The organism is Curvibacter sp. CHRR-16 (assembly GCF_018474005.1).
GTDB lineage: Bacteria > Pseudomonadota > Gammaproteobacteria > Burkholderiales > Burkholderiaceae_C > Allorhodoferax.
The window spans coordinates 649,464-671,579 of sequence record NZ_JAHCSH010000002.1; the positions used below are offsets into that span (position 1 = coordinate 649,464).

General features: G+C 59.2%; 24 protein-coding genes. 13 read left to right on the forward strand and 11 right to left on the reverse strand.

Features of this window, described 5'->3' with window-relative positions:
• Positions 1-13 precede the first annotated feature (13 nt).
• The 6 genes from rpsH to KIK84_RS06690 form a co-directional block, all read right to left on the reverse strand.
• Entirely contained in the window at positions 14-409 is a 396-nt protein-coding gene (gene rpsH / locus KIK84_RS06665) for a 30S ribosomal protein S8 (RefSeq protein ID WP_214122244.1), read from the reverse strand.
• 18 nt (positions 410-427) lie between these two features.
• The gene (rpsN, locus tag KIK84_RS06670; RefSeq protein WP_214122245.1) at positions 428-733 is read right to left on the reverse strand and encodes a 30S ribosomal protein S14; all 306 of its coding nucleotides are present in this window, start codon (positions 731-733) and stop codon (positions 428-430) included.
• 8 nt (positions 734-741) lie between these two features.
• Complete coding sequence (gene rplE / locus KIK84_RS06675; RefSeq protein WP_214122246.1) at positions 742-1,281, reverse strand: 50S ribosomal protein L5; 540 nt, start codon at positions 1,279-1,281, stop codon at positions 742-744.
• Positions 1,282-1,283: 2 nt separating this feature from the next.
• Positions 1,284-1,604, reverse strand: a complete 321-nt coding sequence (gene rplX, locus KIK84_RS06680; protein ID WP_214122247.1) for a 50S ribosomal protein L24 — start codon at positions 1,602-1,604, stop codon at positions 1,284-1,286.
• An 8-nt stretch (positions 1,605-1,612) separates the two neighbouring features.
• Positions 1,613-1,981 (reverse strand): 50S ribosomal protein L14, encoded by a 369-nt coding sequence (gene rplN, locus KIK84_RS06685; RefSeq protein WP_214122248.1) that lies wholly within the window; start codon positions 1,979-1,981, stop codon positions 1,613-1,615.
• A 154-nt stretch (positions 1,982-2,135) separates the two neighbouring features.
• Entirely contained in the window at positions 2,136-3,728 is a 1,593-nt protein-coding gene (locus KIK84_RS06690) for a glycerol-3-phosphate dehydrogenase/oxidase (RefSeq protein WP_214122249.1), read from the reverse strand.
• 80 nt (positions 3,729-3,808) lie between these two features.
• Here KIK84_RS06690 and KIK84_RS06695 point away from each other — a divergent pair, with 80 nt between their 5' ends.
• The 6 genes from KIK84_RS06695 (at position 3,809) to KIK84_RS06720 (ending at position 10,103) form a co-directional block, all read left to right on the forward strand.
• The gene (locus KIK84_RS06695) at positions 3,809-4,573 is read left to right on the forward strand and encodes a DeoR/GlpR family DNA-binding transcription regulator (RefSeq protein ID WP_214122250.1); all 765 of its coding nucleotides are present in this window, start codon (positions 3,809-3,811) and stop codon (positions 4,571-4,573) included.
• A 30-nt stretch (positions 4,574-4,603) separates the two neighbouring features.
• Positions 4,604-6,112 (forward strand): glycerol kinase GlpK, encoded by a 1,509-nt coding sequence (glpK, locus tag KIK84_RS06700; protein ID WP_214122251.1) that lies wholly within the window; start codon positions 4,604-4,606, stop codon positions 6,110-6,112.
• 170 nt (positions 6,113-6,282) lie between these two features.
• Complete coding sequence (gene efeU / locus KIK84_RS06705; RefSeq protein ID WP_214122252.1) at positions 6,283-7,128, forward strand: iron uptake transporter permease EfeU; 846 nt, start codon at positions 6,283-6,285, stop codon at positions 7,126-7,128.
• Positions 7,129-7,167: 39 nt separating this feature from the next.
• Complete coding sequence (efeO, locus tag KIK84_RS06710; protein WP_214122253.1) at positions 7,168-8,337, forward strand: iron uptake system protein EfeO; 1,170 nt, start codon at positions 7,168-7,170, stop codon at positions 8,335-8,337.
• A 14-nt stretch (positions 8,338-8,351) separates the two neighbouring features.
• Positions 8,352-9,563: an iron uptake transporter deferrochelatase/peroxidase subunit gene (efeB, locus tag KIK84_RS06715; protein ID WP_214122254.1), complete on the forward strand. Its 1,212-nt coding sequence runs from the start codon at positions 8,352-8,354 to the stop codon at positions 9,561-9,563.
• Between the two features lie 12 nt (positions 9,564-9,575).
• Positions 9,576-10,103: a cytochrome b gene (locus KIK84_RS06720; RefSeq protein WP_214122255.1), complete on the forward strand. Its 528-nt coding sequence runs from the start codon at positions 9,576-9,578 to the stop codon at positions 10,101-10,103.
• A 15-nt stretch (positions 10,104-10,118) separates the two neighbouring features.
• Here the strand turns inward: KIK84_RS06720 and KIK84_RS06725 are convergent, their stop codons facing one another.
• Together KIK84_RS06725 and KIK84_RS06730 are read right to left on the reverse strand one after the other, a co-directional pair.
• Positions 10,119-10,649: an AbiU2 domain-containing protein gene (locus tag KIK84_RS06725; RefSeq protein ID WP_214122256.1), complete on the reverse strand. Its 531-nt coding sequence runs from the start codon at positions 10,647-10,649 to the stop codon at positions 10,119-10,121.
• Positions 10,650-10,651: 2 nt separating this feature from the next.
• Complete coding sequence (locus KIK84_RS06730; RefSeq protein WP_214122257.1) at positions 10,652-11,389, reverse strand: DUF2971 domain-containing protein; 738 nt, start codon at positions 11,387-11,389, stop codon at positions 10,652-10,654.
• Positions 11,390-11,557: 168 nt separating this feature from the next.
• Between KIK84_RS06730 and proC the strand changes: the two genes are divergently transcribed.
• The 3 genes from proC (at position 11,558) to KIK84_RS06745 (ending at position 15,368) form a co-directional block, all read left to right on the forward strand.
• Complete coding sequence (proC, locus tag KIK84_RS06735; protein ID WP_214122258.1) at positions 11,558-12,370, forward strand: pyrroline-5-carboxylate reductase; 813 nt, start codon at positions 11,558-11,560, stop codon at positions 12,368-12,370.
• Positions 12,371-12,463: 93 nt separating this feature from the next.
• Positions 12,464-14,065 (forward strand): DUF1800 domain-containing protein, encoded by a 1,602-nt coding sequence (locus KIK84_RS06740; protein ID WP_250207783.1) that lies wholly within the window; start codon positions 12,464-12,466, stop codon positions 14,063-14,065.
• Positions 14,066-14,108: 43 nt separating this feature from the next.
• Positions 14,109-15,368, forward strand: a complete 1,260-nt coding sequence (locus tag KIK84_RS06745) for a DUF1501 domain-containing protein (protein WP_502757541.1) — start codon at positions 14,109-14,111, stop codon at positions 15,366-15,368.
• A gap of 7 nt (positions 15,369-15,375) precedes the next feature.
• Here the strand turns inward: KIK84_RS06745 and KIK84_RS06750 are convergent, their stop codons facing one another.
• The 3 genes from KIK84_RS06750 to KIK84_RS06760 all read right to left on the reverse strand — a co-directional run bounded on the left by KIK84_RS06750 (position 15,376) and on the right by KIK84_RS06760 (position 17,900).
• Entirely contained in the window at positions 15,376-15,939 is a 564-nt protein-coding gene (locus KIK84_RS06750) for a YbhB/YbcL family Raf kinase inhibitor-like protein (protein ID WP_214122259.1), read from the reverse strand.
• Between the two features lie 114 nt (positions 15,940-16,053).
• A complete protein-coding gene (locus tag KIK84_RS06755) occupies positions 16,054-16,836 on the reverse strand; it encodes a helix-turn-helix transcriptional regulator (RefSeq protein WP_214122260.1) in 783 nt (260 codons plus the stop codon).
• Between the two features lie 119 nt (positions 16,837-16,955).
• Positions 16,956-17,900 (reverse strand): LysR family transcriptional regulator, encoded by a 945-nt coding sequence (locus KIK84_RS06760; protein ID WP_214122261.1) that lies wholly within the window; start codon positions 17,898-17,900, stop codon positions 16,956-16,958.
• 116 nt (positions 17,901-18,016) lie between these two features.
• Between KIK84_RS06760 and KIK84_RS06765 the strand changes: the two genes are divergently transcribed.
• The 4 genes from KIK84_RS06765 to KIK84_RS06780 are packed head-to-tail and all read left to right on the forward strand — an operon-like array spanning position 18,017 to position 22,115.
• Positions 18,017-19,039 carry an L-idonate 5-dehydrogenase gene (locus KIK84_RS06765; RefSeq protein ID WP_214122262.1) on the forward strand — a complete coding sequence of 341 codons (1,023 nt, stop codon included), beginning with the start codon at positions 18,017-18,019 and terminating at the stop codon, positions 19,037-19,039.
• Between the two features lie 27 nt (positions 19,040-19,066).
• Entirely contained in the window at positions 19,067-20,035 is a 969-nt protein-coding gene (locus tag KIK84_RS06770) for a sialic acid TRAP transporter substrate-binding protein SiaP (RefSeq protein WP_214122263.1), read from the forward strand.
• An 11-nt stretch (positions 20,036-20,046) separates the two neighbouring features.
• Positions 20,047-20,694: a TRAP transporter small permease gene (locus KIK84_RS06775; protein WP_250207784.1), complete on the forward strand. Its 648-nt coding sequence runs from the start codon at positions 20,047-20,049 to the stop codon at positions 20,692-20,694.
• A 14-nt stretch (positions 20,695-20,708) separates the two neighbouring features.
• Positions 20,709-22,115, forward strand: a complete 1,407-nt coding sequence (locus KIK84_RS06780) for a TRAP transporter large permease (protein ID WP_214122264.1) — start codon at positions 20,709-20,711, stop codon at positions 22,113-22,115.
• Position 22,116 lies beyond the last annotated feature (1 nt).

Here is a 22,116-nt window from a genome sequence, read left to right on the forward strand (position 1 = left end):
CCTCAAGCCAAACTTATGCCACGTAGCACAGAACTTCACCACCGATGCCAGCAGCTCGCGCCTTGCGATCCGTCATGACACCCTTGGGTGTAGTAACGATCGCAACGCCCAAACCATTTTGCACCTGCGGAATAGCATCTGCACCACGGTAAATACGCAAGCCAGGACGGCTCACACGCTCGATTTGCTCAATGACAGGACGTCCAGCGTAGTACTTCAAAGCAATTTCCAATTCAGACTTTCCGTCTGCCGTGGATACTTTGAAGCCATCGATATAGCCTTCATCTTTCAGCACCTGAACAATGGCCACCTTCACTTTGGAAGAGGGCACTTTCACGGTTGCTTTCGCTACCATTTGTGCATTGCGGATTCTGGTCAGCAGATCTGCAATGGGATCACTCATACTCATTTTCGAATCTCCAGACGCTTACCAGCTTGCCTTGGTGATACCAGGGATCTCACCAGCGAATGCCATTTCACGAACTTTCGCACGGGCCAAGCCAAAATGCTTGAAAGTGCCACGTGGACGACCTGTAATCTCGCAACGGTTACGTTGGCGAGTAGGATTGGCGTTGCGAGGCAACTTTTGCAATGCCAAGCGAGCAGCAGCACGCTCTTCATCAGAACGCTTGCCATCAGCGGCAATTTCTTTGAGCTCCGCATGCTTTTTGGCGAATTTTTCCACCAACTTTGCACGCTTGAGTTCACGCTCAATTAAAGCAACTTTAGCCACACTGCACCTCAGTTCTTGAATGGGAAGCGGAAGCCTGCGAGCAATGCCTTGCATTCTTCGTCAGTCTTTGCTGTTGTTGTGATACTGATGTTCAGACCACGCAATGCATCCACCTTGTCGTATTCGATCTCAGGAAAGATGATCTGTTCTTTGACACCAATGTTGTAGTTACCACGGCCATCGAATGCACGACCAGAGATACCACGAAAGTCACGCACACGAGGCAGAGCAACCGTCACAAAGCGATCCAAGAATTCGTACATCTGCACGCCACGCAACGTGACCATGCAGCCAATCGCTTGGCCTTCACGAATTTTGAAACCAGCAATAGCCTTCTTGGCTTTGGTCACAACAGGCTTTTGACCAGCAATTTTGGTCAAATCAGCCACAGCGTTTTCCATAACCTTCTTATCAGCAACCGCTTCGCTTACACCCATGTTCAGAGTGATTTTGGTCAAGCGAGGAACTTCCATGGGGGACTTGTAGCCGAACTTTGCTGTCAGTTCAGGCGCCACTTTGTCACGATAGATATCTTGAAAACGTGCCATTTTTAAGCCACCTTGATTTCTTCGCCGCTGGACTTGTAAACGCGCACGCGCTTGCCATCAGCCAAAACCTTCACGCCAACGCGATCGGCCTTGCCAGTCGTCGCATTGAAAATTGCCACATTGGACTGATGGATAGGCAAAGATTTCTCTTCAATACCACCAGTTGTGCCCTTCATGGGATTGGGCTTGACGTGCTTCTTCACCACATTCACACCCTCAACCACTACGCGAGTTTCATTGGCACGCAGCGTCACAACGCCACGCTTACCCTTATCGCGTCCTGCGATGACGATTACTTCGTCGCCTTTGCGAATCTTGTTCATACCAATCCTTACAGCACTTCAGGAGCCAAAGAAACGATCTTCATGAACTTTTCAGTACGCAATTCGCGTGTTACTGGTCCAAAGATACGTGTGCCAATAGGCTCATGCTTGGCATTGAGCAGCACTGCTGCATTGCCGTCGAACTTCACCAAAGAACCATCTGCACGGCGAATGCCCTTTGCAGTGCGCACTACCACAGCGTTGTAAATCTCGCCCTTCTTGACGCGACCACGTGGAGCTGCTTCTTTGATGCTGACTTTGATAATGTCGCCAACGCTAGCGTAGCGACGCTTGGAGCCACCCAACACCTTGATGCACAAGACAGACTTAGCACCAGTGTTGTCAGCCACTTCCAATCGAGATTCAGTTTGGATCATTTCAATATTCCCAACTTGCACCAACCAATCCACCACGGATCAGCTTGGTCAGTCTTGGGCCTGTAAAGCCCTGCACTACTGCAAAGCCTTGTTAGGCAGAAAACCACTTGCAAAAAAGCAAGTCCACTAATGTAGCAAATGCAAAGTACTACTGTCAACAACTTTCTTGAAAAAAACCATAGCCCTTTGCCAACTCATTGAATTCCTGCAAAAAAGGATCCGCCACCCCCTCCGAGCGAAGGATTGCGGCCACCGATTCCGCCACTTGCATGGCTTTTCGCGCATCAAGGAATAGCAGTCGACTACGCCGCGCCAACACATCCTCCACCGTGCGCGCATATTCGTAGCGCACAGCAAAACGTACCATAGCCTCAGTCAAGCCATCTACCAGATAAGTGTCACCACCTGGCAAAGCGTCTACGCTGATGCGCTCCGAACCATATATATGTAAGCCTTGCTCTTGCGTCAGACGCCCCCCCATTTGCGCACCCACCAACGGCAACTGTGCTGTTCGACCTGCCCCACAATCCGACAGCAAGCCCGCCGATGCGCACTTGGCGAGCACATCTTCAGCCATAGCGCGGTAGGTCGTCCATTTACCGCCCGTCACTGTAACCAGACCTGTTTGGGACACATCAACCGTGTGCTCGCGGCTAATCGATTTTGTCCCCCCATACCCCGAACTTTGCGGCTTGACCAGAGGACGCAAGCCCACCCAGACACTGCGCACATCGCTACGCAGGGGTCGGCGTTGCAAATAGTTGGCCGACTCTCGCAAGATGAAATCAATTTCCTCCTCAAACGCTTGAGGCTCCAACGGCATATTCGAGCGCTGCGTGTCTGTCGTGCCCAAAATCACCTTTCCCAGCCACGGCACAGCAAACAGGACGCGGCCATCGGATGTTTTGGGCACCATCAAGGCCTTATCACCGAGCAGAAACCCTCTATCCACCACCAAATGCACTCCTTGGCTGGGCGTTACCAAGGGCTCCGTCGCCCGGTTACCATGCGCGCCATCGGGCGTGCGCAATGCATCAACCCAGACACCGGTGGCATTGATCACGCAACGCGCACGAATCGCCCCCGATGCGCCCCCTAGGGCATCAACCCAACGTACACCACTGACACGTCCAGCCTCGTATTCCAGCGAATCCACTCGACAGTAATTCAGCGCCAACGCTCCTTCTCGGGCGGCGGTGCGAGCCAGAGCCAATGCCAAACGTGCATCGTCAAACTGACCATCCCAGTACTGAACACCGCCACACAAACCCTGCTGCTTAACCCCCGGTATTGCCAGCAGCGTTTGCGCCTTGGACAGCAACCGCGTACGCCCCAACCCAGCCTTACCCGCCAGCAAGTCATACAGCGCCAAGCCCGCACCGTAAAACAACTGATCCCAGCGCCGGTACACCGGCACCACAAACGGCAATGGCTGCGCCAAGTGAGGCGCATTGCGCAGCAAAGTGCTGCGCTCGTGTAAGGCCTCGTACACCAAGCTGATGTTGCCTTGCGCCAAATAGCGCACGCCGCCATGCACCAGCTTGGTCGCCCTAGACGATGTGCCTTTGGCGAAATCATGCGCTTCCAGCAAAACCACTTTGTGACCGCGACTAGCCGCATCCAGCGCTACACCCAAGCCAGTAGCTCCACCACCCACCACCAACACGTCGCACTCCGTGGTCGATTGCAATTTCTGCAGCAAAGCACCGCGGTCGGTAGGCAAAGGAGAAGCAGGGTTAGTAGTCATAGCGCAAACAGTATTTGTTCCATAGAATTCGAATTGTTCCTTATTTTTCGTTTTTTATCCAGTTAGGAACAATACCGAACATGCAGCACCATCCACGCCACACCCAAATCGTCCAAACTGTAGAGCGACTCGGACATGCCAGCGTTGAAGAGTTGGCAAGCCAATTGGGAGTTACCGTGCAAACGGTGCGGCGCGACATTCAAAAACTGGCCGCAGCAGGTTTGGTGCGGCGCTTTCATGGCGGTGCACGGGCGGCCGTATCCACCACGGAAAACTTGGCCCATACCCAACGCGAAACCCTGCATGCGCACGACAAGCAGCGCATTGCACGGCGCATTGCAGCCGATGTGCCCAACGACTGCTCACTCATCCTGAACGTGGGCACTACCGCAGAAGCTGTGGCCCGCGAACTGCTGCAGCACCAAGGCTTGCGCGTGCTCACCAACAACCTGAACATCGCCACCACCTTGTGCAGCAACCCGTCCTGCGAAGTGATCGTGGCAGGAGGCGTCGTCAGGGCCCGCGATCACGCCATCATTGGCGAAGCCGCTGTGGACTTTGTGCGCCAGTTCAAGGTGGACATTGCCATCATTGGCATTTCTGGCATCGAGGGGGACGGCACTCTGCGCGACTACGACTACCGCGAGGTGAAAGTGGCTCAAACCATCATGCAACACGCTCGCGAAGTATGGCTGGTAGCGGACAGCAGCAAATTCAACCGCCCTGCCATGGTGCAGGTGGGGCAATTGGCACAACTAGACCGTCTGTATACCAATGCCATCCCACCCGAACCCTTTACCCGCCTGCTTGATGAAGCAGGCGTGCAGCTAGTGATCAGCAACTAAGGCCCCCCCTATCAACCCGAAGAGACAACCATGGCACACCAAGCCCCCTATACCTTGGCCCTAGACCAAGGCACATCCAGTTCGCGCAGCATCGTGTTTGATCGCTTAGGCACACCCGTCGCCATGGCACAAAAAGAGCTGACCCAGCACTACCCGCAGCCGGGCTGGGTAGAGCACGATGCCCTAGAAATTTGGCGCATCCAACTGGCTACCGCACGCGAAGCGATTGCTCGAGCAGGGTTGCAACCCCAAGACATACACGCCATTGGCATCACCAACCAGCGCGAGACCACCGTGCTGTGGAATCGCAAAACCGGACTACCCGTGCACCACGCCATCGTGTGGCAAGACCGCCGCGCCGAGCCAGTGTGCGCCCAATTGCGCAGCCAAGGCATGGCCCACACCATCCAGCAAAAAACCGGCCTACTCATAGACGCCTACTTCTCTGCGACCAAACTGCAATGGTTACTGGACAACGTGCCCAACGCCCGTGCACAGGCCGAAGCAGGAGAGCTGGCCTTTGGCACCATAGACACATGGCTGATGTGGAACCTCACCGCAGGCCGAGCGCACGCCACCGACGTGAGCAATGCCGCGCGCACCATGCTCTTCAACGTGCACAGCAACCAATGGGACACTGAACTGCTGCAAGCCCTGCGTATCCCCGCTGCGGTATTGCCAACCGTGCACCCATCGAGCCACCGCTATGGCGACACCGACGCGGCCCTTTTGGGCCACAGCATCACCATTGGCGGCGTTGCAGGCGATCAGCAAAGCGCCCTGTTTGGCCAAGCCTGCTTCGCCCCCGGCATGGCCAAAAACACCTATGGCACCGGGTGCTTCATGCTCATGCACTGCGGCACACAATTCCAAACTTCGCACAACGGCCTACTCACCACCAGCGCAGCGCAAACCACCGCGCAAGCCCAGTTTGCGCTGGAAGGCAGCGTATTCGTGGGCGGAGCCGTCGTGCAGTGGCTGCGCGATGGTCTCAATGCCATCCAAGCCAGTGGAGAAGTACAAGCCTTGGCGCAAAGCGTGCCCGATTCAGGAGGCGTCATCGTGGTTCCGGCCTTCACCGGCTTGGGGGCACCCTACTGGCAGCCCGATGCCCGTGGCTGCATCACAGGCCTGACCCGAGGCAGCACACTGGCGCACATTGCCCGCGCATCGCTGGAGAGCATCGCCTTCCAAAGCGCGGCTTTGCTGCAAGCCATGGCCAAAGACGCGCACAACCACCACACCCAAGCGGTGAGCGAACTGCGCGTGGACGGGGGCGCTTGTGTCAACGACTTGCTGATGCAATTCCAATCCGACCTGCTGGGCATCCCCGTAGTGCGCCCAGCTGTCACCGAAACCACCGCCTTGGGCGCAGCTTACTTGGCAGGGCTCACCACTGGCCTCTACAGCAGCACCGAAGAAATCGCCAGCCTGTGGCGCGCAGAGCGTCGCTTCCTACCGACCATGGCACCAGAACGCGCCCAAAAGCGCATGGCGGCATGGGAGCACGCCGTGCGCCAAGCCACCTTACCCGCCTAAGCACCACGACCGGTCGTCCCACAAGCGCCCCACCCTAACGATGACCACCTTGCGGTAGCGCAAAAATGGCGCACATACAGCGCTTGGCTTCGTACATGGCAAACGAATGAGAATTCATATCATTTAGAATGTTACTCCTCCTCATCGTGAGGAGGCTCACCATTCTGTTTATGCTGATTCCATTTCTCATCATGTACCGCGAGGGCTTGGAAGCTGCCCTCATCGTGGCCATTGTGGCCAGCTACTTGCGCCAAAGCGGCCAAGGTCGGTGGCTTCCCGCTGTGGGCTTTGGGATAGTCAGCGCAGCAGGACTGTGCCTTGCGCTGGGCTTGTATATGAACCATGTGCAAAGCGAATTTCCGCAAAAACAGCAAGAGCTGTTTGAAGCCATCGTGGCATTGATTGCGACCGGCATGCTCACCTCCATGGTGTTTTGGATGCGCTCGCACGCCCAATCCATCAAGGGTGAACTGCACCACGCCATAGACGCAGCGCTGCAGCGCCATCACCGCCAAGCTGTGGGCATCGTCGCCTTGGTGTTCTTGGCCGTGGGGCGCGAAGGACTGGAATCCGTCTTTTTCCTGCTCGCGGCCTTCCAGCAAGATGTCGGCATTTACGCCCCCATCGGTGCCGTGCTGGGCTTGGCCGCAGCGGTGGCCAGTGGCGTACTGATCTACCGCGGTAGCCTGCGCCTGAATCTGCGCGTCTTCTTCCAGTGGAGCAGCATCTTTATCTTGTTCGTGGCGGCAGGACTGCTCAGCAGCGCACTCAAAGCCTTCCACGAAGCAGGCCTGTGGAATCACCTGCAAGACCACGCCTACAACCTCAGCGCAGTGCTGCCTAACGGCAGCGTAGTGGGCGTGTTGCTGGGCGCCTTATTCGGCTACCAAGACAGCCCCGCTATTGGTGAAGTGCTGATCTGGATCGCCTACATCGTGCCAGCACTGTGGTGGTTTATCGCCGGACAAAAACAAGCCCCAAGCGCTGCGCCCGCAGCCCAAGCACAAGCGCGCTGATCGCCAAGGCGCACACCGTATTTTTGGAGAAAGTGCAATATGCAACGCAAACTCGTGAAGACCCTGCCCTCCGTGGCATTGCTGGCAGCTCTGGCCACCCTGAGCGCCTGCCAGAAAAATGAACCCGCAGCCACGCCTGCAGCCCCCGCAGCAGCCGAAAAGCCTGCTGACACCGCCATCACCGTGACCGTGACCGACAAGGGCTGCGACCCCAGCACCCTGAGCGTGCCATCGGGCAAACGCACTTTCAAAATCATCAACAAGAGCCAGCAAGCGCTGGAGTGGGAAATCCTCAAGGGTGTGATGGTGGTCGAAGAGCGTGAAAACATCGCCCCCGGCTTCACCCAAACCCTGACAGCCACTTTGGAGCAAGGCGAATACGACATCACCTGCGGCCTGCTCACCAATCCCAAAGGCAAGCTGACCGTGACTGCGGGTGACGCCGTCCAAAGCAACGGCCCTGCCATTGCCGAACTGCAGCCCGCACTGGAAGCCTACAAACAATACGTGGCCCAAGAGTCCGATGCCTTTGTGACCATGACCGAAAAGTTCGTCAAAGCCATCAAGGCCGGCAAGCTCAAAGAAGCCCAAGCCCTGTACCCACAAGCGCGCGTGCACTACGAGCGCATTGAGCCTATCGCCGAACTGTTCAGCGACTTGGACGGCGCCATCGACGCCCGTGCCGACGACTTCGAGAAGAAAGAACAAGACCCCACTTTCACTGGCTACCACCGCCTCGAGTACGCGCTGTTTGAGCAAAAAACCACCAAAGGCCAAGGCGAAATCGCGGACAAATTATTGGAAGACGTGAAGGCACTCAAAGAGCGCATCAGCCAACTGGCCCTGCCGGCAGGCAAGGTAGTGGGTGGCGCGGCGGCACTGATTGAAGAAGTGGCCTCCGGCAAGATCAGTGGCGAAGAAGACCGCTACAGCCACACCGATCTGTGGGACTTCAACTCCAACGTAGAAGGTGCCAAGAAAGTGGTCGATCTGCTGCGCCCCTTGCTGGACAAGCGTGATGCCGAACTGCTCAAACGCGTCGATGCCAACTTCGCCGAAGTGGACGCCCTCTTGGCCAAATACCGCAGCGGCAAGGGCTTCAAAGACTACGGCTCGTTGACCGAAGCCGACAAGACCGCCATGAAAGGCCCCATCACCGCGCTGGCAGAAGACCTGTCCAAGCTGCGCGGCACTTTGGGCTTGGAATAAGCCCTCAAGTCACCATGACTGCTCGCCGCCGCTTTTTGCAAGGTGTAGGGGTCGGCGCACTGGCCAGCTTGGCCGCAGGCGCCGCCTTCTGGAAATTCACCGACCCCACCCGCCAAACGCAACCCTTTTACGGGCTGCACCAGTCGGGCATCACCAACTTGCAACCGGCAGCAGGCATGGTGGTGGCGTTTGATGTGCTGGCCAAAGACAAGGCCCAGCTCACCGACCTGTTCAAACTGCTCACCGAGCGCATCGCCTTCCTGACCACAGGCGGCAGTGCCCCGTCCGTCGATGCCAAGCTGCCCCCCATGGACAGCGGTATCTTGGGCAACACCGTATACCCCGACAACCTCACCATCACCGTATCGGTAGGCGCTAGCTTGTTTGACCAGCGCTTTGGCTTGGCCGAACGCCGCCCCAAGCACCTGATACGCATGGAAGGTTTTCCCAACGACCAGCTCAACCCCGCTGAATGCCACGGCGACCTGATGCTGCAGTTCTGCGCCAACAGCGCGCAAACCAATTTGCACGCCCTGCGCGACATCATCAAAAACGCGCCCAAACTCCTCGCTCCGCGCTGGAAACTGGAAGGCTTTTTGCCCCCGCACCAAGTCCCTAACCCGTTTGGCTTTCACACGCCGCACAACTTTCTGGGCTTCAAAGACGGCACCGGCAACCTCGACATCTTTGACGAAGCGCTCATGAACCAACTCGTCTGGGTCAACCCCGAGCACCAAGACGTGGGCTGGGCCACTGGCGGCAGCTACCAAGCCGTGCGCATCATCCGCAACCTCGTCGAGCGCTGGGACCGCACCCCCCTAGGCGAGCAAGAGAGTCTGATCGGCCGCAAAAAAGACAGCGGCGCTCTGCTGGGCCACAAGCACGAATTCGAAGAGGCCGACTACGGCCAACACCCCGACACCTCGGCTGTGCCAAGTAACGCCCACATCCGCCTAGCCAACCCGCGCACCATGGCCACACAAAAACACCGCATCCTGCGCCGTGGCTATAACTACTCGCGCGGCATCACGCCAGCCGGACAACTGGATATGGGCCTGCTCTTCATCTGCTACCAAGCCAACCTGACCGACGGCTTTATCCACGTGCAAAACCAACTCAATGGCGAAGAGCTGGAGGAATACATCAAACCCACGGGCGGCGGCTACTACTTTGCCCTGCCCGGCGTGCAGCGTGGCGACTATCTGGGCCACAGCCTCTTGGCCTGAGTGGAGAGTCCTGTGAGCACCCCTGCACCAGCCCACTACGACCTGTTCACGCGCCTGACGCACTGGCTCACGGCCGGGGTCATCATCACCGCCATCACCATTGGCTTGTTCTTCAACGTGATGGGCGAAACCGCCTTCCAGTTCTTTGGCACGCTCAACAAGTCGCTGGGCACCGCCATCCTGCCGCTCATCGTGCTGCGCTACGTGTGGCGCTGGCTGCGCCCGCAGCCCGCTTACCCAGCCAGCATGTCCGCGCTCAACCGCTGGGTGGCGCGCATCCACCACGAACTGTTTTACCTGCTCATCTTCGCTGTGGAGTTGAGTGGCCTGTTCATGATCAAGAGCGGCTTCTTCGTCTTTTGGCTCATCTACGTGCCAGCCCCCATCAAAGACTTGGAGTGGAACTACCGCTTTGCCACGGTGCACACCTGGGGCATCGCCCTGCTGTGCGCCATGCTCGCCCTGCACCTGGCCGCCGTGGCTTGGCACTGGCGCCAAGGGCGGCGTGAGGTGCTGTATCGCATGCTGCCGCAGCGCTAGATCAACAATGCGGTGCTAGCCCAACACCCAATTCTTTAGCGTACGGGCAGGGTATATGTTTGGCTTCAATCGGTAATGCGCTGAACCACAACACATATCAAATAACAATTTCACTTCAACCAGTGTTTCCTTGATTACTGACAACGGAACACCGATGTTTTTGTCCAACAAAGAGCAATCGTTGTGGCACAAAACTTTATGTCGAATAATTAAGGTTTTTTTACAAAGCAATTTTGCCTTTCCCCATTGCTTATTCAAAATTTCCTGATTTTCCGTGGATTCCGGCGCCAATCTCACCAAGTGGCGTAAGCTCACATTTTTATTGCCTTGCCTATCCTCATCAGGATCAAATAATTTCGCAATTTCTATAATTATTTTATCGATCAACAATGCCTGATGCTGAGCAAAGAAGGCACCAGCATTATTATTCAACTGATCCACCAAGACTGAATTGGCATAAATCTCTTCTAGGGTATAAACCAGTGTCTCTATTTCACACAAAAAAGTAAAAACACTGGTTCGCATATCTTCGTAATTTACTTTCATTCTCACAACCCCATTGGCATATCTGGATCAAGCGACCAACTGCGGGAAGATACCCGACACCTTTTAAGCCGCGCATCTGGCGCTAACTTAATGAGCTCTTTCTCAATCTCTGGACAAGTCCTGCAGCCCAAATAGATTTCCGGAACTGATAAATCGGGCACACGCACGATGCATTCATCGTCATTCCTATACTGCGGGCAGTAGTTTGTAAGCCGTTTTCGATGCTTGATAACGCGCACTTCCTCCTCATAAGACCAGTCGGATGATTTGTACAAAAAAAGACGCTGCAAGCGTTCTTGCTCTTCATACGCAAAAAACTCCGGACACTGAAAATCTTCTAGTTCCGTCCCAGGCATCTCATACGCATAAAAAGGCTTTGTCTTGGTATAGACGATACTGCCATGCTGTATCGGCAGAACACATTCTTCGGAACTTGAAAAGAAGGGAGTATTGACCTTTAGCCCCAGGACAACCCCCTTATGCTGCTCAGCATAATGCGCCCACATCACGGGGTTTAAAGGACTTCGGGTAAGACAAAAAACAAATGCTTCCCACTTATACCAGTCGAGCAGCACATTTTCCCTTGACGAGATGTATCGCTCGTTGTCATCCGGATCATATGTTAGAGCCGCCTTCCCCTCGAAAGGGTCATTAAAAGCATCGATACGCGCCATTTGAATGGTCTTATCACGCAGCACTTTCTCTGCGTGCTCTGCCTTCATGTATTTATAAAGAATCATCCTGCAGTCCCTCCACTACATATTGCAGTCACTCAAAACGCCGTCTTCATTCTGTCGATGTCCCAAGCACTGCAAATCATTTCCGAAAATTGAGCTACCCCGGCAAGTGCGCGGGGATTATGGGCCACTACACTTGCCCCCGTTACAACCCTTTTTTCGAGACAGACCATGGCAACACGCATTGCATTCATCGGCGGGGGCAATATGGCCAGCGCCATCATTGGGGGGCTGTTGCGCCAGGGCTTTGGCGTGGCAGACATACTGGTGGTGGAACCCTACGAGCCCACGCGCGCCAAGCTGCTGCAAGACTTTGGCCTGCAAGCCCTGCCCGAGTGCGGCCCCACGCTGCAGGGGGCCGGCATGGTGGTGTGGGCGGTCAAGCCGCAAACCTTTAAGGACGCGGCCGCCGCTGCCGCGCCCTACACCGCAGCAGCCCTGCACCTGAGCGTGGCCGCAGGTATACCGAGCAGCAGCATCGCCCGCTGGGTGGGCACCGAGCGCGTGGTGCGCACCATGCCCAACACGCCAGCGCTCATAGGCAAAGGCATCACCGGCGTGTACGCCCGCCCTGCCGTGACCGAGGCCGACCGCACTTTGGCCGAGCAGGTGGTACGCACCACGGGCGACTGCGTGTGGCTGGACAACGAAGGCCAGCTGGACACCGTGACCGCGCTGTCTGGCTCTGGCCCGGCCTATTTCTTTTACTTCATGGAAGCCATGACGCAAGCGGGCACCGAACTGGGCCTGTCAGCCGAGCAAGCCTACCGCTTGGCCGTGGCCACCTGCGTGGGCGCGGGCGAGCTGGCCAAGGCTTCGCCCGAGCCCGCCAGCGTGTTGCGCGAGCGCGTCACGTCCAAAGGCGGCACCACGTATGCTGCGCTGACCAGCATGCAAACCAGTGGTGTGGCCGATAGTTTTGTCCGCGCCATGCACGCCGCGCACCAGCGTGCTGGGGAACTTGGGCGCGAATTCGGGGTCTAGACCGACACGCCAAGCGCTGCCGTCCGAAAACTGGGCACTGAGCTTGGCACTGGACTTGGTTGGTTCGCGGCCCTGCCTGCAAAGGAGACTCCTATGCACCGTCGGCAATGGTTGATGCGCAGCGCTTCTGTGCCGCTGCTCTCGGGTTTATCGGGCATGACTGGCTTGGCAGGCCTCTCGGCTCTGTCGGGCTGTGCCACCCCCAGCCAGTATGCAGGCCCGGCTGATGGCAACGGCGCGCTATCCACCTTGCAAACACCGGAGCAGCGCTACCGCTGGCTCAACCGCGTGAGCTGGGGTGCCACCAGCAGCAGCGAGCGCGAGCTAGAGCGCGCAGGCCCTGGCGCGTGGCTACGCCAGCAACTGCAGGCCGACCCCAAAGCACCCATGCCTTATGGCGTGCAAGCCAGCATAGACGCCATGACCATCAGCCAACTGGCGCTAGACCCCCTGGCCCTGCGCATGGAAGCGCAGCGCAAAGCCGCCGACGATCTGCGCGACGACGAGGCCAAGAAAACCGCCCAGCGCGCCTACCAAGACGAGCTGACGCGCCTCTCCCGCGAATCAGCCCAGCGCCACCTGCTGCGCGCGCTGTACAGCCCACACCAAGTGCTGGAGCAAATGGCGTGGTTCTGGTTCAACCACTTCAGCGTGCACCTGTACAAGCACAACGTGCGCGCCCTCATCCCCGACTACGAGGCCACGCTGCGCCAGCACGCGCTGGGCCGCTTCAGTGACTTGCTTACCGCGGCCAGCCTGCACCCGGCCATGCTGCGCTACTTGGACAACGAGCAAAACGCGGTGGGCAAGATCAACGAAAACCAAGCCCGCGAGATGCTGGAACTGCACGCGCTGGGCGTGGACGCGGGCTACACCCAGCAAGACGTGCAAGAGCTGGCCCGTGTGCTGACGGGCGTGGGCGTGACCTTCCGGGGCGAAGACGCCAAAGTGCGCCCCGAGCTGCAGCGCTACTACGTGCGCCAGGGCTTGTTCGAGTTCCACCCCGGCCGGCACGACTTCCAACCCAAGACGCTGCTGGGCCAGCGCATCGAAGGCGGTGGACTGGGCGAGGTCACTAGTGCTATCAAATTGATAGCTGGCCAAGCAAGCGCAGCAAGCTTTGTGAGCCAAAAGCTTGCCAAATTCTGGCTGGCCGATGAACCACCAGCCAGCTTGGTGCAGCGCATGGTGGCCATGTGGAAGCAGACCGATGGCGACATTGCCCGCGTGCTGCACACCCTCTTTACCGCGCCCGAGTTTGTGCAGGCCCCGGGCACCAAATTCAAAGACCCGGTGCGCTACGTCGTCAGCGCCGTGCGGCTGGCGTACGACGACAAGCCCGTGCTCAATGTCAACCCCATGATCAACTGGATCAACCGCATGGGCGAGCCGCTGTACGGGCGCGTCACGCCCGATGGCTACCCGCTGGTGGCGTCCGGCTGGGACAGTGCAGGCCAACTGGCCACGCGCTTTGAGATCGCCAAAGCCATCGGCTCGGGCAGCGCGGGGCTGTTCAAGACCGATGGGCCGCAACCCACCGAGCGCGCCGCCTTTCCGCAACTGGCCAACGCGCTGTACTACCGCGTGCTGCAAGGCACGCTCACCACCAGCACCCGCACAGCGCTGGAACAGGCCACTTCGCCCCAAGAATGGAACACGCTGCTGCTGGCATCGCCCGAATTCATGGTGCGCTGAACAACGGCGCACACAAGGCGCTACGGTTTGAAGGAGACATGGCATGACACCGTTCACCGACCGACTCACGATATCCCGCCGCATGTGGCTGACTTGGGCTGCGGGCAGCAGCTCTGCATCGACCATGGCAGCGACCAACGCCCCACACAGCAACGAGCAGCCGCGCTTGCTGTTCGTGTTTTTGCGCGGCGGCATGGATGCCAACAACCTGCTGGTGCCCACCAGCAGCAGTTTTTATTACGAGTCGCGCCCGGGCATTGCCATTGCCAAACCGTCCAGCGACCTGGCCAGCGCGCTGCCGCTGACCAGCGACTGGGGCCTGCACCCGGCGCTGCGCGACACGGTGTACCCGCTGTGGCAGCAGGGTGAGGCGGCGTTCGTGCCCTTTAGCGGCACGCACGATATTTCGCGCAGCCACTTCGAGACGCAAGACAGCATCGAGCTGGGCCAGTGGGGCGCGCCGCGCACGCAGTTTGGCTCGGGCTTTCTGAATCGGCTGGCCAGCGTGCTGGGGCAAGGCAGCGCGCAGCGTTTGGCCTCTAACAACGCAGCCCCGATAGCCTCACCGATTGCCTTTACCGACCAGCTGCCCGTGGCCATGCAGGGCGACTTGCGCGTGCCCAACGTGAGCCTGCGCAACCTGGCCAAACCATCGGTGGATGCGCGGCAAAGCCAACTGATTGCCAGCATGTACCAAGGCACGCCGCTGCAAAACAGCGTGCGCGACGGCTTTGCCGTGCGCGACCAAGTGCTGCAAGCCCTGCGCGAAGAGATGGACGCCGCCAGCCGGGGGGCCATCTCGGCCAAAGGGTTTGAGCTGGAAGCGCGCCGCATCGCCCGCCTGCTGCGCGAGGACTACCGCATCGGCTTTGTGGACATTGGCGGTTGGGACACCCACGTGGCCCAAGGCGGTGCCACCGGCTACCTAGCCAGCCGCTTGGACGAACTGGGCCAAGGCCTGGCCACGCTGGCGCGAGAGCTAGGCCCGGTGTGGCGCAGCACGGTGGTGGTGGTCATGAGCGAGTTTGGCCGCACCTTCCGCGAGAACGGCAACCGGGGCACCGACCACGGCCACGGCAGCGTGATGTGGGTGCTGGGCGGTGGCGTGCGCGGCCAGCAGGTGGTTGGGCAGCAGCAGGCCATCACGGCCAACACCCTGTTCCAAAACCGCGACATGCCCGTGCTCAACGAATACCGCAGCGTGCTGGCTGGCCTGTTCACACGCCAGTGGGGCTTATCTGCCAGCCAGCTGCAAACCGTGTTCCCCGGCTACGCGGGGGCGGTGGATGTGGGCTTGGTCTAAAGCATCTTCATGGCTTGGCTGCTGGGCGGCCATAAGTAGCCGTGAAACGGGCTGTGGCCAAGGTATTGGCATTGATCATGTAACCAGCCAGCGCCGCCGTTGCATTGCTTGGTAAATCAATCTTGTCCACCTTCAGTGCATGCACCTTGAAGATGTAGCGGTGCGGCTTATCCCCCGGTGGAGGACACACACCACCCCAACCGGACACACCATAGTCGTTGCGGACATGGCTTGCACCTGCTGGCAAATGGGCACCGCCTTCAGCACCTGCATTAGCCTCTAGCGCTGACACATCAGCTGGCACATTTATCACCAGCCAATGCCACCAGCCCGAACCGGTGGGGGCATCGGGGTCGTACACCGTCACGGCAAAGCTCTTGGTTCCTGCAGGCACATGGCTCCACTGCAATGTGGGCGATTGGTTATCGCCTGCGCATCCAAAACCGTTGAATTCAAACTTCTTAGCCATCGGACTGGCTGCCTTGATCTCTGGGCTGTGCACTGCAAAGCCTGCGGAATAAGACAGAGCGCTAGCACCAAGGAGTGCGGCTGCCAAAAGGGTGTGCTTCATAGGATAGTTCCATTGCGAGTTAAGGTATCTCGATCATGGAACAAGGCTGCTTATTCGATTAGCCCCAAACCATCAATTGCTGTGCAATACCAAGCAACACCGCCGCCCTCAGCCTCAGGGTCTGAGATGGGAAGGCGCGTAACCAAAGCGCTGTCTGAATGCGGAAGTGAAGCGGCTGTGTGATTCATAGCCGCAGCGCATCGCTATGTCAGACACTTGGAAGTCCGTGCCTTGCAGCAGAGCCATGGCCGTTTCAAGCCGCACTTCTCGCACACAGCGACTGGCCGAGGTTCCCTCCAGCGCCAATCGGCGTTGCAAGGTGCTAGCGCTCAAATGAAACGCCTGTGCCAAATCATCCACCGTCCAACTCGCATGGGGCCTCTGTCTGACCACCCGGCATACCCTATCTTCCCAAGTCAACTCCCGTGGTGGCGCAAACACCAGCCCCCGCTCCGCCAGCAAGAGCAACACCTCCAAAACCCGATGCTCACGCATGGCGTCGGACATATCTGGCTCCAGCAAGGCCGCCATGGCGCGGCTGCACACAGTCAAAAAATCTGCGTCCGCTTCGCTCGATGCACAAGCCTGCACCGGGGGGGCCGCGGTAAATTGCCCAAAACGGTCGTAAAAGCGCTCTATGGTATGTGGAGCGAAACCAATTACCCGTGCTTCGTAATTAGCATCAGCCGCAGGCTCGTTGACGATGTCCCACTGGGTTGCGCGCGCCAAAAGGAGTGCCTGCCCGGCGGTGAACTGCACCTCCCCCGAAGGGGCTCGCAAGCGTTTTCGACCTGACACCACCCAGCCCACTTGGTCATCACGCACCATGGCCGTGCGAACACTGTGAAGTACGGAGGAGCGGATGTGCAAAAAGGCGGCACCGACAAACTGGTTCATGGCAACTGTAACCCCATGGGCGAAACGATAGATGCTACAGGGATTGACTCAATTGCTCATGGAACGCTGCCAGCTTTCTGAGCCAGCGGAACGCTGTGCATCCCGCATTACCCTTACCTTTACCAATACCCCGGCGCGCTGTAGCGCTCCTTCACAAAATCGATCCACAGCCGCAGGCGCAGCGGCATGTGTTTGCGCTGCGCCACCACGGCGTAAATGCCGTTGGGCGGGGCAGCGTAGTCGGCCAGCACGGGCACCAGCGCACCGCTGGCCAGGGCCGCTTGCACCTCCCACGCGCTGCGCCACGCTATGCCCAAACCCGCTAAGCACCAGTCGTGCAGCACTTGGCCATCGCTGCAGTCCAGCGGGCCGGTGGGGCGCAGGTGGATGACCTCACTGGCCTGACCAGTTGCCACGGGGGCGCTGTTGGCGCTGCCGCCCGCAGGCACCCGAAAAGCCCAGCCGCGCGTTTGCGAGGCGTCACTGGAAAGCATGAGGCAATCAAAGCGCGCCAAGTCGGCCGGGGTTTGCGGCGTGCCGTGGCGGCGCAGGTAGTCGGGCGTGGCCACACACAGGCGGCGGTTGTCGGCCAAGCGCACGCTGACCAAAGACGAGTCGGGCAAGTCGCCCACGCGCACGGCGCAGTCATAGCCCTCGGCGGCGATGTCCACCACGCGGTCGCTGAGGTTGAGGGATACCGTGACCTCTGGGTGCGCTTGGCGAAACTGCGGCACCAAGGGCGCGACGTGGCGGCGGCCAAAGCCTGCTGGCGCGGTGATGCGCAAATGCCCACTGGCGCGCACGCCCCCGGCGCTGACGCTGGCCTCGGCCTGCGCCACGTCTTGCAAGATGCGCTGACAGTGCTCCAAGAAAGCCACCCCTTCGTGCGTGAGCGACAAGCGGCGCGTGGTGCGCACCATGAGCTTGACGCCTAGGCGCTCCTCCAGCGCATCGAGCCGGCGGCTCATGATGGCCGGGGCCACGCCCTCGGCGCGGGCGGCAGCGGCCAAGCTGCCCCGCGCAGCCACGGCGACAAAAGTTTCCAGTTGCTTGAGCTTGTCCATGCCCCCGATGCTAGCGGCAGCGCTTGGTGGGAAAACCCTATAACCGCTGCGGGGACTCCGTGCGCAAAATTGGCCTTACCAATTTAACTGCGCGTCCCTGAGCGCGAAAGGCCCCCATGAGTTTGGCTTGCATCCTGACCGGCCCCCTGCACCTGAGCGTGCAAGAGCAAAGCAGCGCAGCGCCTGCAGCGGGCCAAGTGCTGGTGCAACTCGGCGCGGGCGGTATTTGCGGGTCAGACCTGCACTACTACCAGCATGGTCGGGCAGGAGCATTTGCGATCCGTGCGCCCTTTGTACCGGGGCATGAGGCATCGGGCGTGGTGCAAGCTGTGGGCGAGGGGGTGAGCCGTGTGCAGGTGGGGCAGAAAGTGGCCATCAACCCCGCCCATCCTTGTGGCACCTGCGCGGCCTGCCGCCAGGGGCGCAGCAACCTGTGCGAGCGCATGGTGTTCCTAGGCAGCGCAGCGATTTTTCCGCACATACCGGGCTTTTTTCGCGAGGAATTTGTGATGGCCGAAGGCCAACTCACCCCTATAGACGAGGATGTGAGCTTGGGCGAGATCGCCTGTGCCGAGCCGCTGTCGGTGGGGTTGCATGCGGTGCATAGGGCGGGTGATGTGCTGGGTGCCACGGTGCTGGTGACCGGGGCCGGCACCATTGGCTGCATGTGCGTGATTGCCGCACGCTTGGCTGGTGCCGCCCGCGTGATAGCCAGCGACCCGAGCGAGCGCGCCCAGCACATGGCCTTGGCCGTGGGGGCCGACGAAGTGGCGGCCACTGTGGACGACAGCGCCAACTGGTCAGGCCGCGTGGATGTTGCCATAGAGGCTGCGGGCCACCCAGCGGCACTGGCTAGCTGCCTGCGTGCGGTGCGCCGGGGCGGGCGCATCGTGCAGGTGGGCACCTTGCCAGCCGAAATGCCTTTTGCGGCCAACGACATCATGACCCGCGAGTTGAGCTACCTCGGTGCCTTTCGGGCCGACGTGGAGTTCGACTGGGCGGTGCAAGCCCTGCGCACCCGCCGCGCCGATGTGCGCCCGCTCATCAGCGCGCAAATTCCCATTAGCCAGTCGAAAACGGCGTTTGACTTGGCCCTGGACAGAAGCCGTAGTACCAAAGTGCAGCTGATTCCCGGCTAAGCACATACAACCATGAGGAGACACAGCATGACATTCCAACGTATAGCCATTGCAATAGCCGCCTGCGCCGCACTGAGCTGCCCCGCTTGGGCGCAGACCAAGCTCAAGTGGGCGCACGTGTACGAGACATCGGAGCCGTTCCACACCGCATCGGTCTGGGCTGCGCAAGAGATCCAAAAACGCACCAATGGCCGCTACCAAATCGAGGTCTACCCTGCCTCGCAGTTGGGTAAGGAAAACGACATCAACCAGGGCCTCAGTCTGGGCACGGTGGACATCATCATTTCGGGTTCCAGCTTTGCGGCCAAGGCATTTCCCCGCATTGGCGTGACCTACTACCCCTACACCTTCCGCAGCGTAGACCACCTGCTGGCCTACACCAAGAGCGATATTTACAAAGAGTTGACCGCGGGCTACGAACAAAAGAGCGGCAACGAAATCATTGCCACCACCTACTACGGCACCCGCCACACCAGCAGCAATAAACCCATTGCCAAATGCGCCGACATGAAGGGCCTGAAAATGCGCGTGCCTGACGTGCCCGCCTACCTGGCCATGCCGCGTGCCTGCGGTGCCAACACCTCGCCCATTGCCTTTGCAGAGGTGTATTTGGCCTTGCAAAACGGCACCGTAGAAGCGCAAGAAAACCCGCTGACCACGATCGAAGCGAAGAAGTTTTTCGAGGTGCAAAAGCACATCGTGCTGACAGGCCACATCGTGGATCACCTCAACACCGTGGTAGCCGGTGGGGTGTGGAAAAAGCTCTCGGATGCGGACAAGAAAATCTTTACCGAAGTAGCCCAAGAAGCGGCGGCCAAGGCCTCGCAGGAAGTGGCTGCGCGTGAAAAAGAGTTGGCAGCGGTGTTCCGCAGCAAGGGCCTGAGCGTGACCGATGTGAACGTGGGCGAGTTCCGCGACACGGTGCTCAAGTCTGTGCCATTCGAGCAGTTTGGCTACCAAAAGTCTGACTGGGATCGCATCCAAGCCATCAAGTAAGGAGGCCCTGCATGACCACCTTGCACCCGCACTATATGGGCAACACCCCCTCCCCCCACAGCGCTGCCGACACGGATCACAAGACCGAAGGCAGCACACCGCAGACCAGCGATGAGGCCGCCGTGGTGGCCAGCTTTGCACAGGCCGATGAACACCACGTAGACCTCTCGGGCTACACCGCAGAGGACTGGGTATGCCTGGGCTTTTTCTGGCTCATGGCGGGTTTGGTGTTCTTGCAGTTCTTCACACGCTATGCACTCAACGACTCTTTTGCCTGGACCGAAGAGCTGGCCGTGTACTGCCTGATGCCCATTGTCTTTATAGGCTCAGCCATGTGCGTGCGCAGGGTGCGGCATATCCAGGTCAACTTGGTCTACCGCTACTTGCCAGCCCCGTTGGGGCGGGCGTTGTCCACCGCGGTGGATGTGGCGGCCTTGCTGTTTTACGGCTACGCCAGTTGGTTGGTCATGCGCTATGCCATGGCCGTGGGCGATGAGCCCATGACCACCGTGAACTGGAACAAAAGCTATGTGTACTGGCTGGCGTTTGCGGGCTTTGCCCTCATGGCACTGCGCGCGGCCCAAGTGGCGCGGGCCAACTGGCGGCGCGGCTTCTCGGCCTTGCAAAACCCCGGCCATTTTGATGGCAGCGACGACTGATAAGGACGGACAGCATGCTGATTCTGATTGTTTCCTTCCTCGCCCTCATGCTGTGTGGCCTGCCGGTGGCGGTGGCCATGGCAGGCGGCTCGCTCATTTACCTGCTGGTCTCGGGCACAGTGCCCGACATCGTGCTGGCCCAGCGCATGATTGCGGGCATTGAATCCTTTCCGCTGCTGGCGGTGCCGTTTTTCATCTTGGCCGGCAACCTGATGAACATCGCGGGCATCACCGGGCGCATTTACAACTTTGCCGTGGCCTTGGTGGGCTGGATGAAAGGCGGCTTGGGACAGGTCAACATCATCGGCTCGGTCATTTTCTCGGGCATGTCGGGCACGGCCATTGCCGATGCAGCGGGCTTGGGATCGATCGAGATCAAGGCCATGAAAGACCATGGTTACTCGACCGAATTTGCTGTGGGCGTAACCGCGGCATCGGCCACGCTGGGGCCCATCATCCCGCCGTCATTGCCCTTTGTGATTTACGGCATGATGGCCAACGTCTCCATCGGCGCGCTGTTTGTGGCGGGCATCTTGCCGGGCATTTTCATGACCGTGTTGATGATGGCCACCGTGGCCTACTTTGCCTACCGCAACCGCTGGGGCAGTGATGTGCAGTTCCACTGGGGCCGCTTGGGCAGCGCCACGCTGGAGATATTGCTGGTGCTCGCCTTCCCCATGGCCGTGTGGCTGGCCACGCGCGCTGGCGTTCCGGTCAACACTGCGGTGGGCTGCGCCTTTGCCTTGCTGCTGGTGCTGGACTGGCGCTACAACTTCTCGGCCGTGCTGGCCCTGATGGCCCCAGTGATCTTGATTGGCGGCATGACCATGGGCTGGTTCACACCGACCGAGGCTGCCGTAGCCGCCGTGATTTGGGCGCTGTTCTTGGGCTTGGTGCGCTACCGCAGCATGACGCTCAAAACGCTGGCACAAGCCACCTTCGAGACCATTGAGACCACGGCCTCGGTACTGTTCATCGTCACCGCAGCATCCATCTTTGCCTGGCTGCTGACCACCACGCAGGCGGCGCAAATGCTGGCCGATTGGATTTTGAGCGTGACGCACAACAAGTGGGTGTTCTTGCTGCTGGCCAACCTGCTGATTTTGTTTGTGGGCTGCTTCATCGACACCATCGCGGCCATCACCATCTTGGTTCCCATCTTGCTGCCCATCGTGCTCAAACTGGGCATTGACCCGGTGCACTTTGGTTTGATCATGACACTCAACCTCATGGTGGGCTTGCTGCACCCGCCACTGGGTATGGTGCTGTTCGTGCTGGCCCGCATCTCCAAGCTGTCGGTAGAGCGCACCACGGTGGCCATCTTGCCGTGGCTGGTGCCACTGCTGCTGGCACTGGCAGCGATCACCTACATCCCGGCGGTGACGCTGTGGCTGCCCCAGCAAATGGGCTTGCTCAAGTAGC

Bases quoted from the DNA above. Each gene is read 5' to 3' on its own strand.
- rpsH (WP_214122244.1), bottom strand. From the start codon at position 409: ATGAGTATGAGTGATCCCATTGCAGATCTGCTGACCAGAATCCGCAAT.
- rplE (WP_214122246.1), bottom strand. From the start codon at position 1,281: ATGGCACGTTTTCAAGATATCTATCGTGACAAAGTGGCGCCTGAACTG.
- rplX (WP_214122247.1), bottom strand. From the start codon at position 1,604: ATGAACAAGATTCGCAAAGGCGACGAAGTAATCGTCATCGCAGGACGC.
- rplN (WP_214122248.1), bottom strand. From the start codon at position 1,981: ATGATCCAAACTGAATCTCGATTGGAAGTGGCTGACAACACTGGTGCT.
- KIK84_RS06690 (WP_214122249.1), bottom strand. From the start codon at position 3,728: ATGACTACTAACCCTGCTTCTCCTTTGCCTACCGACCGCGGTGCTTTG.
- KIK84_RS06695 (WP_214122250.1), top strand. From the start codon at position 3,809: ATGCAGCACCATCCACGCCACACCCAAATCGTCCAAACTGTAGAGCGA.
- glpK (WP_214122251.1), top strand. From the start codon at position 4,604: ATGGCACACCAAGCCCCCTATACCTTGGCCCTAGACCAAGGCACATCC.
- efeU (WP_214122252.1), top strand. From the start codon at position 6,283: ATGCTGATTCCATTTCTCATCATGTACCGCGAGGGCTTGGAAGCTGCC.
- efeO (WP_214122253.1), top strand. From the start codon at position 7,168: ATGCAACGCAAACTCGTGAAGACCCTGCCCTCCGTGGCATTGCTGGCA.
- efeB (WP_214122254.1), top strand. From the start codon at position 8,352: ATGACTGCTCGCCGCCGCTTTTTGCAAGGTGTAGGGGTCGGCGCACTG.
- KIK84_RS06725 (WP_214122256.1), bottom strand. From the start codon at position 10,649: ATGAAAGTAAATTACGAAGATATGCGAACCAGTGTTTTTACTTTTTTG.
- KIK84_RS06730 (WP_214122257.1), bottom strand. From the start codon at position 11,389: ATGATTCTTTATAAATACATGAAGGCAGAGCACGCAGAGAAAGTGCTG.
- proC (WP_214122258.1), top strand. From the start codon at position 11,558: ATGGCAACACGCATTGCATTCATCGGCGGGGGCAATATGGCCAGCGCC.
- KIK84_RS06740 (WP_250207783.1), top strand. From the start codon at position 12,464: ATGCACCGTCGGCAATGGTTGATGCGCAGCGCTTCTGTGCCGCTGCTC.
- KIK84_RS06745 (WP_502757541.1), top strand. From the start codon at position 14,109: ATGACACCGTTCACCGACCGACTCACGATATCCCGCCGCATGTGGCTG.
- KIK84_RS06750 (WP_214122259.1), bottom strand. From the start codon at position 15,939: ATGAAGCACACCCTTTTGGCAGCCGCACTCCTTGGTGCTAGCGCTCTG.
- KIK84_RS06755 (WP_214122260.1), bottom strand. From the start codon at position 16,836: ATGAACCAGTTTGTCGGTGCCGCCTTTTTGCACATCCGCTCCTCCGTA.
- KIK84_RS06760 (WP_214122261.1), bottom strand. From the start codon at position 17,900: ATGGACAAGCTCAAGCAACTGGAAACTTTTGTCGCCGTGGCTGCGCGG.
- KIK84_RS06765 (WP_214122262.1), top strand. From the start codon at position 18,017: ATGAGTTTGGCTTGCATCCTGACCGGCCCCCTGCACCTGAGCGTGCAA.
- KIK84_RS06770 (WP_214122263.1), top strand. From the start codon at position 19,067: ATGACATTCCAACGTATAGCCATTGCAATAGCCGCCTGCGCCGCACTG.
- KIK84_RS06775 (WP_250207784.1), top strand. From the start codon at position 20,047: ATGACCACCTTGCACCCGCACTATATGGGCAACACCCCCTCCCCCCAC.
- KIK84_RS06780 (WP_214122264.1), top strand. From the start codon at position 20,709: ATGCTGATTCTGATTGTTTCCTTCCTCGCCCTCATGCTGTGTGGCCTG.